Source organism: Bacteroides sp. An51A (assembly GCF_002161565.1).
GTDB lineage: Bacteria > Bacteroidota > Bacteroidia > Bacteroidales > Bacteroidaceae > Phocaeicola > Phocaeicola intestinalis.
In genome coordinates, this window is the sequence record NZ_NFIC01000007.1 from 144,772 (window position 1) to 156,834 (window position 12,063).

Genomic DNA, 12,063 nt, shown 5'->3' on the forward strand with positions numbered 1-12,063 from the left:
ACTAAGAAGCTGTTTTGAATTTCTCCAAAAAGTTTTTCTTGGCTTGATGTATCCGTTTTCGTGTGTGCTTTGGGCGATTTTTTGGTCTTTTTCGCTCCTGTTCTTCGTCAGATAGCCCGCTATCTTCCTCATCACAGAAGCGGAAATGCCTCAAAAACTCATCCCAAATCATCGCACGATAAATTCAAAACAGCTTCTAAAAAAACAGTCATAGCTTTCATTGGATGGTTGGGAAGAAAAACGTATCTTTGTTACAATAAAAAAACGATTTCGCATGAATGGATATCTATATAAATACCTGTCTCCACTGGGTGACATAACCCTTGCCAGCAACGGTGAAGCGCTGACCGGATTATGGTTCGACGGACAAAAATATTTTGACCCTGCACTGACAGCTACCTACGTTGAAAAGGAGCTTCCTGTGTTTGTTGAGACTCTTGAATGGCTGGAACGATATTTCAACAGAGAACTTCCGGGTGTACCGCCTGCCCTTCAACCGCAAGGTTCCCCTTTCCGGCAAGCTGTGTGGAATATACTAAAAGAAATTCCTTACGGACAAACCGTCACTTACAAAGACATTGCACAAAAACTCGCCCGCCAAAAAGGTGTCGAGCATTTTTCGGCACAAGCTGTAGGTGGAGCTATCGGACATAATCCCATCAGCATTCTTATTCCCTGCCATCGGGTTATAGGAAGCAACGGAAATTTGACTGGTTACGCAGGCGGACTTTGGCGAAAAGAAAAATTACTGGAATTGGAAAGGGAACATTTCCTTTCCCGCAATGCCTGAGCCTGTTTCAGAAAGTGTTTTTGAATTTTCAAGTAAATATCTGAAGACAAAAAAACCAACTAATTCACACTTTAAATGTGAATTAGTTGGTAATTAATCTAAGCTACTGATCAGATATTCAACGATTTCTTCACAGCTTCTACTTTTTCAAGAGCAGCGGCTGTTTCGCGGGCATAACACTTCGGACAGCCCATTTCGCCCTTCACCTCCACGTAGAACTTAATTTTCGGTTCAGTGCCCGACGGACGAACAGATACCTTCGTACCATCTGCCGTGAAGAACTGAAGCACATTTGAGGTCTCAGGCATTTCAATATCGGTCACATTGCCCTTGTTATCGGTAGCCTTCAGCGTCTTGTAGTCTTTAGTCAAGGTCACTTCTGATCCACCCAATTCTTTCGGCGGACAAGCACGGAAGTTGTCCATCATCGCCTTGATTTCATCGGCACCGCTCTTACCCGGTTTCACTACATTTACGGTTACTTCTTTCGAGAATCCATATTCCAGATAAACTTCCATCAGGATGTCGTACAAAGTCTTTCCCTGGTCTTTTGCCCAAGCACAGATTTCAGCCAGTAACGAGCAGGCAGATACCGCGTCTTTATCGCGTACGAAATCTTCAGCAAGGAAACCGTAACTTTCTTCACCGCCACCGATGTATTGCTCTTTGCCTTCACGCAAACGAATTTCACGGGCAATCCATTTGAAACCGGTATAGCAATCTATCATCTTGATGTTATTCTTTTCTGCCACTTTACGGATAACTTCGGTAGTCACAATGGTCTTCACGATAAACTCGTTGCCTTTCATTTTGCCCATTGCGATACGGTTCTTGATGATGTAATACAAGAATATCAGGCAGGTCTGGTTACCGTTAATCAATACCCATTCACCTTTATCGTCCTTGCAAGCCATGCCTACACGGTCTGCGTCCGGATCGGAAGCCATCACGATATCGGCATCAATGCTCTTGGCAAGGTTAATGGCCATAGTCAAAGCTTCTGCATTTTCCGGATTCGGAGATACGACTGTCGGGAAATCGCCGCTCTTCACCATCTGTTCAGGAACACAATGCACGTTTTCGAAGCCCCACAGCTTTAATGATTGTGGAATCAGCATCATACCGGTTCCGTGCAGCGGCGTATAAACAATCTTCAGGTCTTTCTGACGCTTGATTACTTCAGGATCGATAGATATGCCATGCACCTTTTCCAAATAAATATCATCGATATCTTTGCCAATAATTTGAATCAGTTCTTTGTCGCCCTGGAACTTGATATCGGTTACCTTTACCTTGTTTACTTCATCGATAATGCCTGTATCGTGTGGAGCAAGCACTTGTGCACCGTCTTCCCAATATGCCTTGTAGCCATTATATTCTTTCGGATTGTGCGAAGCCGTAATATTGATACCGCTCTGACAACCCAAATGACGGATAGCAAACGATACTTCCGGCGTAGGACGCATATCATCAAAAAGATATACCTTAATGCCGTTTGCCGAGAAGATATCAGCTGAAATTTCGGCAAACTTACGGCTATTGTTGCGGCAATCGTGCCCCACTACTACTGCAATGTCTTTTTTCCCGGCAAAGCATTTGTTCAGGTAATTGGCCATACCTTGTGTAGCAGCACCTACTGTATAGATGTTCATACGATTTGAACCCGCACCCATGATGCCGCGCAGACCACCTGTACCGAATTCTAAATCTTTATAGAACGCATCGATAAGTCCGGTTTTGTCTGTGTCTTCAAGAATCCGTTTTACTTCGGCCTGTGTTTCTGCATCATAAGCAGGAGTCAACCAGCTCTGAGCCTTTTCTGTACAAAGTTTGATTAATGCTTCGTTTTCCATGATGTTATAAATATTATTAAAGTTAGTAATATGCATAATACATTTTGTACCCCAAAAATAAAAGATTCATTCTACATATCCTAATTTTAGGACATTTTTTTAAAGCCATTTTTAACCAATCAATAGACTGTTGAAAAATAACCAATCTCCAATTGACCAAAAATCCTCCTCAAACGAACATAAGTGATACGACTGACTCACTTATGTGAAACGCCCGGGTTACTTATGTGAAACGGGGCACTCACTTATGTTCATCAAAAGGCATGCTTGACATCCAAATATAAATCAAAACAATGTGGAATGAGGCATTTATTTGGAAAAAGTTCGCAACACATACACTTATAAGCCTAAATTTTTATTACTTTTGCGCACAATTCACCAACTTCTGTGCAATTTTTTAAGAAAAATGGAGAACAAAGAAAGCTTGATACAATTAATAGAAGAAAGCATACGCCGGAACTGGGACCGCGATGCAATGACCGACTACAAAGGTGCTACCTTGCAATACCGGGACGTGGCACGGAAAATAGAAAAGATGCACATCCTTTTCGAGTTTGCCGGCATTAAACCCTGCGACAAGATTGCCCTATGTGGACGAAACAGTGCCAATTGGACTGCTGTATTCCTAAGTATCATTACTTACGGTGCTGTGGCAGTACCTATCCTACACGAATTCAAGGCAGACAACGTACACAATATTGTCAACCATTCCGATGCCCGGATGATGTTCGTAGGCGACCAGGTGTGGGAAAATTTCAATGAGGCTGCTATGCCCAGGCTGGAAGGCATCATCGAATTGAAGAACTTTGACCTGGTGGTATCGCGCTCAAAACAATTGACCTACGCACGCGAGCATCTGAACGAAGAGTTCGGCAAGCGCTATCCATGCCGATTCCGTGCCGAGCACGTGTCTTACCGGCGTGAAGATCCGGAAGAACTGGCTGTCATCAACTATACTTCGGGTACTACCGGATACTCGAAAGGTGTGATGCTTCCATACCGGTGTTTTTTGTCGAATATTCAGCACATCCATCGCAAAGTGGGGCTGCAAGCCGGTGACAACGTTGTATCCATGCTCCCTTTAGGACACATCTTCGGACTTACCTTCGATTTCTTGTATGGAGTAACTGTCGGTGTGCACCTGTGGTTTCTTACCCGTATGCCCTCACCTAAAATCATAGCCGAGTCGTTTGCAGAAATACGTCCGCGTGTCATTGCCTGTGTACCCCTTATCGTAGAGAAAATATTTAAAAAGAACATCCTGCCCAAAGTAGACAACAAACTGGGCAAGTTGCTTTTGAAACTTCCCATCATCAGTGACAAGATAAAAGAACAGATACGCAATCAGGCAATGGAGGTATTTGGCAACAACTTCATCGAAATCGTTGTAGGAGGAGCTCCTTTCAATGCCGAAGTAGAAGCTTTCCTGCGCAAAATAAACTTCCCCTATACCATCGCCTATGGTATGACCGAAGCGGCACCGCTTATCTGTCATAGCCGGTGGGACGAAATCGAATACACTTCGTGTGGCAGGACTGTCAGCAATATGGAAACGAAAGTGCTCTCACCCGACCCCGGACACATTCCCGGAGAACTGGTATGTCGGGGACGCAATGTAATGTCCGGGTATTTCAAAAATCCTGAAGCCACCGCACAAACCATCGATGCCGAAGGCTGGTTGCACACAGGTGACATGGCAATAAAGGATGCCGAAGGAAATATCTTTATCAAAGGAAGATGTAAAAACATGCTGCTTACCGCTTCAGGACAAAACATCTACCCTGAAGAAATCGAAGCACGACTCAACAACATGCCTTATGTGGGTGAATCGCTGGTGCTTCTCTCGGGCGATAAGCTTATTGCGCTGGTCTACCCCGACCACGAAGATACTTTCGCACATGGGCTAAGTGCCATCCAACTGGAACAGCTGATGGAAGTGAACCGCGGCGAACTGAACAAGCAACTCCCCGCCTATTGCCAGATAACCCGCATCCGCCTCTATCCCGAAGAGTTCGAGAAAACGGCAAAAAAGAGTATCAAGCGATTCCTTTACCAAAACATCGAAAACTAATAAATAATTGCTTTTTTGTCTGGAAGGACCTTACACATATTCCCGACGCCATCTGTGTGCCTCAGAATGCATAGACAGATGGCGCCGGATACATACAAATACTCTCTACTTCTTGAACACAAAGTATACTGCAAGGATCAGACAGACAAAAGCAGCAAAATGGTTCCATTTCAACTCCATCTTAAAAGCTATCATCGAAAACACGGTGAATACGGAAAGCGTTATTACTTCCTGTATCACTTTAAGCTGCATAATGTCGAACGGTCCGCCACTATCGCGAAATCCTAAGCGATTGGCAGGTACCTGCAGGCAGTATTCGAAAAAAGCGATTGCCCAACTAAAAGCTATGACACCTATCAGCGGTAAAGAAGCAAACCAACTGAACTCTTCGCGCATCTTCAGATGCCCATACCAGGCAAATGTCATGAAGATGTTCGAAAAAACCAACAATACAATCGAATAAATTCCTTGTGTAAACATCTTTATTTTAATGAATAATTAATTATGAGTCATACGAACCGGAAGCAAATCCTCCTGAATATTCGCCATACTGCTCCATAAGCTATAACGGGCTTCGGGATTCATCTGCTCCAGTGTCTTTAAAACGACTTTCATATCGGCACGATGCGAATCGTGCTCGTAAGGACAATTCTTTACCTGCTTCCGATAGCCGCGCGCTCGTGCCAGCTCCGTCAGTTCCGCTTCATGTACGAGACACAGGGGACGAATGATAGTCATATCAAATTTACGCATCACCAAGCGTGGAGGCATTGTACTGATGGCACCTTGAAAGGTCATGTTCATAAGAAGAGTTTCCAAGATGTCATCCTGATGATGCCCCAAAGCGATTTTGTTGCATCCATGCTCTTTCGCTACAGTGAACAATGCTTTGCGCCGGTTCCAAGAACAAAGGAAACAAGGCGACTTACGAGTGTCAGTAGAAGGATCGAACGAAGTTTCATAACGCACAAAAGGCACTCCCAAAGTTTCGGAGAACGCACACAGGTAATCGGTATCCGACTCGTAAGCGATATTTGTCATCACTACGTGTGCCGCCACCACCGAGAAGCGCGGTTTGTAAATGCGCGAACGCTTTGCCAACAATTCCAACAAAGCCAGCGAATCTTTCCCACCAGAAAGCCCCACCAGTATTTTGTCACCTTCGTCTATCAGTCCGTATTCCACCACCCCTTTGTTGAACCTCCGGCTGATGGTGCGTATCAGTTTGTCTTCTTTCTCCATATTTTTACAAAATCGGGCACAAAAGTACATCAAATTAGCGATACTGAAAAAAAGAAATCAAAAATATGCTTCGAAATTCAAAGAAAGTTTGTACTTTTGATAAAAACAACACGGAAAGAACACATGAACAAGAAAAAATATACACTTGCTATCCTGCTTCTCACACTTACGTGCGGAGGGACGACATACGCACAGACATTGAATCAAGCCAAAGAATGGTTTACCGAAGGCAAATTTTCCGAAGCCAAACCCGTATTCGAAAAACTAGTGAAACGTGCACCTTCGAATGCCAACTATAACTTTTGGTATGGGGCATGCTGCTTTGAGACAGGCGCATGGGAGGAGTCGCAGCCCTATTTGGAAAAGAGCGCGGCACGTAAAGTGATTAATGCCTACCTGTATTTAGGCAAACTATATTACACTCAATACCGGTTTGACGATGCGGTGGAAAATATAGAAGAGCATATCGCATGGCTGGAAAAGAAAAAGCGGAACACCAAAGAAGCGGAACAATTACTGACTCGATGCCGGATGGCTGCCCGCATGTTACGGGGAACAGAAAGAGTGACTGTAATAGATAGCTTCACGGTAGACAAAACCTCCTTCCTCTCCGCTTATAAATTAAGCAAGGCTTCGGGAAGTATCGAACAGACTGATAATGGAGATGGTGTCGTATATACCAACGAATGGGGTGACAAAACCCTCTTTCCGCAGGTTGATACCGAAGGAAAGACACATCTCTATTCACGCATAAAACTCATCGACCACTGGAGTGACCCTCAGCCTTTACATGGAATAAATCAAGCGGAATATAGCCAGAATTTCCCTTTCCTTGATTCGGACGGTATCACTCTTTATTATGCCGCCGAAGGAGAAGAAAGCGTGGGAGGGCTCGACATTTTCATTACGCGCTATGACTCGGATGACAATACCTACCTGCGCCCCGACAACATAGGAATGCCGTTCAACTCGCCAGCCAATGATTACATGTATGCCATTGACGAAGTGAACCACCTCGGTTGGTTCGCCTCCGACCGCTACCAGCCCGAAGGTAAGGTATGCGTCTACGTGTTCGTCCCTAACGAATCGAAAGAAGTGTACGACTTTGAGACCTCCGCCCCTGAGGACATCATTGCCCTTGCCAGCCTGAAGGAAATAAAGAGAACGCAGACTAGCGATAATGTGGTGCGGAATGCCAGACAACGCCTGGCACAAGTGACGTATGCCGAAGATACGAAAAAGAAGAGTGGTGACTTTCGCTTTGTAGTGGATGACAATGTCATCTATCATCGTCTTTCCGACTTCGCTTCGAAAGAGGCACGCGAGCAATTTCAATCATATCTTCAGAAAGAAAAAGACCTGACCGATCTTCAGACTTCGCTGGAGAACCTGCGTACGGCATACCGCGAAAGCAACCGGACGGGAAAAGAGCAGCTTGCCCCAGGTATCTTAGACAAAGAGCAGCGCGTGAAAACTTTGCGGGATGAAATTACGGTTCTTGAGAAGAAGATACGGAATACAGAATTAAGTAAATCAAAATAATTATGGAAATACTTATCATCATCGCGCTTATCGTGGCAGGACTGATACTCTTCCTTATCGAAGTGTTCCTCGTGCCGGGCATTACCCTTGCAGGCATCGCGTCGGCATGCAGTCTGCTCTATGCCATTTATTATGCCTTCAGCGACATGGGTATGCAAGCGGGATTCGTCACGCTGGGCATCGTGGTTCTCGGCATCATCGGCATCACCGTATGGGTGATGCGCTCGAAAACGGTTGACCGGCTCTCCTTGAAGAAAGAACTCAATTATCAGCACAACCCATTAAGAGACATTCAGATAAAGGCGGGCGATTGTGGCATATCCACCACACGCCTCACGTTGATAGGGAACGCTGACATCAACGGACATCTCATCGAAGTGCAATCCGCCGACGGTTTCATTGATGAAGGCACTCCTATCGAAGTGACCCGCATCGATAATAACACGGTATACGTAAAACGTGCCGGAAACTGATTTATTCACTTTAAAATAAATACACTATGGTTCCTCCTCTCTATTTGCAAATTATTACTGTAATCGGAATTGTCATCATTTTGGCGGTATTCTTCCATTACGTTCCCTTCTTCCTTTGGCTTTCCGCCAAGGTATCGGGCGTACGCGTATCATTGGTACAGCTTTTCCTGATGCGCATCCGCAACGTGCCTCCCCATGTCATCGTGCCCGCCATGATAGAAGCCCACAAGGCGGGGCTGAACACCATCACCCGCGATGAACTGGAAGCCCACTACATGGCAGGCGGACACGTGGAGAAAGTGGTGCACGCGCTGGTATCGGCATCGAAAGCCAACATCGAGCTTTCCTTCCAGATGGCAACGGGCATCGACCTTGCCGGACGTGACGTGTTCGAGGCGGTACAGATGTCGGTCAACCCGAAGGTGATTGACACGCCTCCTGTGACCGCCGTGGCAAAAGACGGCATCCAGCTCATCGCCAAAGCCCGCGTAACGGTGCGCGCCAACATCCGCCAGCTGGTGGGAGGCGCAGGCGAAGATACCGTCTTGGCACGCGTAGGCGAAGGCATCGTATCGAGCATCGGCTCGTCCGAGAATCATAAGTCGGTGCTGGAAAACCCCGACTCTATCTCGAAGCTCGTGCTCCGCAAAGGGCTGGACGCCGGTACCGCTTTTGAAATCCTCTCTATTGATATAGCCGACATCGATATAGGCCGGAACATCGGGGCTGCCCTCCAAATGGACCAGGCAAACGCCGACAAGAACATCGCCCAGGCCAAAGCGGAAGAACGGCGTGCCATGGCGGTCGCGCTGGAGCAAGAAATGAAAGCCAAGGCGGAAGAGGCCCGTGCCAACGTGATTCAGGCAGAAGCCGAAGTGCCCAAGGCCATGGCAGACGCTTTCCGGAGCGGGAACCTCGGCATCATGGACTATTACCGCATGAAGAACATCCAGGCGGATACCGACATGCGGAACAGCATCGCCCAGCCCGACCAGCATCCCGCGGGAGGCGAGCCGATAGGAAAATAGAATCTCACATTCTCACCACAGATTACACAGATTTTCAATTGATAAATGGAACGCAGAAACGCAAAAACGCGAAAGAAAAATCTGTGTAATCTGCGGTAAAAAAACACGACTACTATGCAAACGAAAACTTACTTTCCCCCATCCGAACTTATCATCAACGAAGACGGTTCGGTGTTTCATCTTCATGTGCGTCCCGAACAGATTGCCGACAAGGTGATACTGGTGGGCGATCCCGGACGGGTGAACCTGGTCGCTTCGCACTTCGACACGAAAGAGTGCGACATCCAGAGCCGCGAGTTTCATACCATCACCGGAACATACCAAGGCAAGCGTATCACCGTGGTCTCTACGGGTATCGGATGCGACAACATCGACATCGTGCTCAACGAACTGGACGCACTTGCCAACATCGACTTCGGGACACGTGAAGAGAAAGACAGCTTGCGCCAACTGGAACTGGTACGTATCGGCACGTGCGGAGGGCTTCAACCCTATACGCCCGCAGGCACTTTCGTCTGCTCGGAAATCTCCATCGGCTTCGACGGGCTGCTCAACTTTTACGAGGGGCGGAATGCCGTAAGCGACCTTCCTCTGGAACGCGCCTTGCTAAACCACCTGGGATGGACAGGAAACCTCTGCTCCCCCACTCCATACGCCGTGCATGCCAATCACGAATTAGTGGAACGCATCGCAAGAAACGATATGGTAAGAGGAATCACCGTGGCATGCGGCGGATTTTTCGGTCCTCAAGGCAGACGCTTGCGCATCCCTCTTGCCGACCCGCACCAGAACGAGAAAATAGAGAGTTTCGAGTACAAAGGACAGCATATTACCAACTACGAAATGGAAAGTTCCGCCATAGCCGGACTCTCCCTTTTGCTTGGGCACAAAGCCACAACGGTATGCATGGTCATAGCCAACCGGGTAAAGCAAGAAGCCAATACGGGTTACAAGAACCAAATAGACGACCTTATCCGTGTCGTGCTTGAACGGATTTGATTTTTTATCCTTAATTACAATGGAAGCTAATTTCAAACAAGAAAACATTACAGACAAGGCGGAACGCTACAAAACGTTTCTCCGCCAGTTTGCCCCCCTTATCGAGGGTGAAACACATGAAATAAGCGTACTCGCCAATACCTGTGCCGCCCTGAAGGAAGCCTTCGGTTTCTTCTGGGTAGGATTTTACTTGGTAGAAAACGATGAACTCGTATTAGGGCCTTTCCAAGGAAGCGTGGCGTGCTATCGCATCAAGAAAGGACGGGGCGTGTGCGGAACCGCCTGGGAACGGATGCAGACATTGGTTGTGCCCGACGTGGAACAATTCCCCGGACACATTGCCTGCAGTTCGCTCTCGCGTTCGGAAATCGTAGTGCCTCTTATTGTCCAAGGCGAAGTAAAAGGCGTGCTCGACATTGATTCAGACCTTCTGAATACGTTTGACGAAACCGATAAACTGTACCTTGAAGAAGTAGTCCGGATACTTGCCGACACCATATATAATAACAGCAAACCATCCATATGAATCAACAAGATACCATTTGTGCCATAGCTACTGCCCAAGGAGGAGCGATAGGCATCGTTCGCGTGTCCGGTCCCGATGCCGTGACATTAACCGGCCGTATTTTCACCCCCATAGGCTCAACCGTCCCTCTGACGGAACGCAAGCCCTACACCCTTGCCTTCGGGCATATCAAAAACAGCAAAGGAGAAATTATCGACGAAGTGCTGGTCTCTGTCTTCCGTGCCCCCCATTCCTATACGGGCGAAGATGCCACCGAAATTTCGTGCCATGGCTCGGCGTATATCCTCCAGCAAGTGATGCATTTGCTCATCGGGCAAGGATGCCGTACGGCAATGCCCGGCGAATATACCCAGCGCGCCTTCCTGAATGGGAAAATGGATTTGAGCCAGGCGGAGGCAGTAGCAGACCTTATCGCCTCTACGTCTGAAGCTACCCATCGCCTGGCCATGAATCAGATGCGCGGAGGTTTCAGCCGGGAACTGGCAAAGCTGCGCAACCAGCTCCTTCACCTCACTTCGCTTATGGAGCTGGAGCTGGATTTCTCCGACCATGAGGAACTGGAATTTGCCGACCGTACAGAATTGCAGGCTCTTGCCACACAGATAGAACAGCTCATCAAGCATCTGGCAAACTCTTTTCATGCGGGCAACGCAATCAAGAATGGCATTCCTGTAGCCATCATAGGCGAGACCAATGCCGGCAAGTCTACATTGCTTAATGCCTTGGTAAAAGAAGAACGCGCCATAGTAAGTGACATCCACGGCACCACGCGTGACATTATTGAAGATACGATAAGCTTAAACGGAATCACTTTCCGTTTCATCGATACGGCCGGCATCCGCCAGACCCAAGACACGATAGAAGCATTAGGCATTGAGCGCAGCTTCCAAGCCATTGACCGGGCACAAATCGTAATTCTCGTATGTGACAAATCACAAGGAGAATCAGCATTTCAAGCATTCTACCGACAAGTGGCCGACCGCCTTGAAGGCAAACAAGTCATCGTAGCCCTTAACAAATGTGACTTAGCGGACACTCCCACCTTCCTCTCTCCACAAGGAACAGTCATCGAGATATCCGCCAAGAAAGGACAAAACATCATCGCCCTGCAAGAAAAGCTGGTGGAATTTGCCGCTCTTCCAGACATCCGGACCGGAGATGTCATCGTGACGAACGCCCGCCACTATGAAGCCCTCATCCATGCCCTTGCGGCTATCCGGCGCGTGCAAGAAGGATTGTCCACAAACCTCTCCGGCGATTTCATCTCGCAAGACTTGCGCGAATGCATCTTTCATCTGAGTGATATTGTAGGAGATGTAACGACAGATGAAGTGCTTGGAAGTATTTTTGAGCATTTTTGCATAGGAAAGTGATATAAAGAAAAGAAAATCATAAAAAGAGAAAATATATATCTGTAAAATGCGTATTATCAGGCACTTTTCAAGATATATGTATTTTCTCTTTTTCTTCATGTTTTCTGCGTTATTACATATTTTTTCCTTATTTTTGTCCCCAGTTTGTCCCCCAGACCATTAATGA

General features: G+C 47.0%; 12 protein-coding genes. 8 read left to right on the forward strand and 4 right to left on the reverse strand.

The features are described 5' to 3' along the window. Position 1 precedes the first annotated feature (1 nt). Positions 2–172 carry a hypothetical protein gene (locus tag B5G04_RS19960; protein WP_158098125.1) on the reverse strand — a complete coding sequence of 57 codons (171 nt, stop codon included), beginning with the start codon at positions 170–172 and terminating at the stop codon, positions 2–4. A 102-nt stretch (positions 173–274) separates the two neighbouring features. On the opposite strand from B5G04_RS19960, the gene B5G04_RS14545 reads away from it, so the two are divergent. Beyond that, complete coding sequence (locus B5G04_RS14545; RefSeq protein WP_022040895.1) at positions 275–790, forward strand: methylated-DNA--[protein]-cysteine S-methyltransferase; 516 nt, start codon at positions 275–277, stop codon at positions 788–790. 110 nt (positions 791–900) lie between these two features. Here B5G04_RS14545 and B5G04_RS14550 read toward each other — a convergent pair whose 3' ends face one another. After that, positions 901–2,643 (reverse strand): phospho-sugar mutase, encoded by a 1,743-nt coding sequence (locus B5G04_RS14550; protein WP_087397968.1) that lies wholly within the window; start codon positions 2,641–2,643, stop codon positions 901–903. A gap of 406 nt (positions 2,644–3,049) precedes the next feature. Here B5G04_RS14550 and B5G04_RS14555 point away from each other — a divergent pair, with 406 nt between their 5' ends. After that, positions 3,050–4,714, forward strand: coding sequence for an AMP-binding protein (locus B5G04_RS14555; RefSeq protein WP_022040897.1), 1,665 nt, complete (start codon positions 3,050–3,052; stop codon positions 4,712–4,714). 105 nt (positions 4,715–4,819) lie between these two features. Here B5G04_RS14555 and B5G04_RS14560 read toward each other — a convergent pair whose 3' ends face one another. Both B5G04_RS14560 and B5G04_RS14565 read right to left on the reverse strand, forming a co-directional pair. After that, a complete protein-coding gene (locus tag B5G04_RS14560; RefSeq protein WP_022040898.1) occupies positions 4,820–5,194 on the reverse strand; it encodes a DMT family protein in 375 nt (124 codons plus the stop codon). Positions 5,195–5,212: 18 nt separating this feature from the next. Further along, positions 5,213–5,956: an ATP-binding protein gene (locus tag B5G04_RS14565; protein ID WP_087397866.1), complete on the reverse strand. Its 744-nt coding sequence runs from the start codon at positions 5,954–5,956 to the stop codon at positions 5,213–5,215. A 123-nt stretch (positions 5,957–6,079) separates the two neighbouring features. On the opposite strand from B5G04_RS14565, the gene B5G04_RS14570 reads away from it, so the two are divergent. The 6 genes from B5G04_RS14570 (at position 6,080) to mnmE (ending at position 11,897) form a co-directional block, all read left to right on the forward strand. After that, positions 6,080–7,498 (forward strand): tetratricopeptide repeat protein, encoded by a 1,419-nt coding sequence (locus B5G04_RS14570; protein WP_087397867.1) that lies wholly within the window; start codon positions 6,080–6,082, stop codon positions 7,496–7,498. A 2-nt stretch (positions 7,499–7,500) separates the two neighbouring features. Next, entirely contained in the window at positions 7,501–7,971 is a 471-nt protein-coding gene (locus B5G04_RS14575) for an NfeD family protein (protein WP_022040901.1), read from the forward strand. A 26-nt stretch (positions 7,972–7,997) separates the two neighbouring features. Then, positions 7,998–8,999, forward strand: coding sequence for a flotillin-like protein FloA (gene floA, locus B5G04_RS14580; RefSeq protein WP_022040902.1), 1,002 nt, complete (start codon positions 7,998–8,000; stop codon positions 8,997–8,999). Positions 9,000–9,113: 114 nt separating this feature from the next. After that, positions 9,114–9,998, forward strand: a complete 885-nt coding sequence (locus B5G04_RS14585) for a nucleoside phosphorylase (protein ID WP_087397869.1) — start codon at positions 9,114–9,116, stop codon at positions 9,996–9,998. Between the two features lie 19 nt (positions 9,999–10,017). Continuing rightward, entirely contained in the window at positions 10,018–10,524 is a 507-nt protein-coding gene (locus tag B5G04_RS14590) for a GAF domain-containing protein (RefSeq protein ID WP_087397871.1), read from the forward strand. Beyond that, positions 10,521–11,897 (forward strand): tRNA uridine-5-carboxymethylaminomethyl(34) synthesis GTPase MnmE, encoded by a 1,377-nt coding sequence (mnmE, locus tag B5G04_RS14595; protein WP_087397873.1) that lies wholly within the window; start codon positions 10,521–10,523, stop codon positions 11,895–11,897. Before B5G04_RS14590 ends, mnmE begins: the two co-directional genes overlap by 4 nt. Positions 11,898–12,063: the final 166 nt, after the last annotated feature.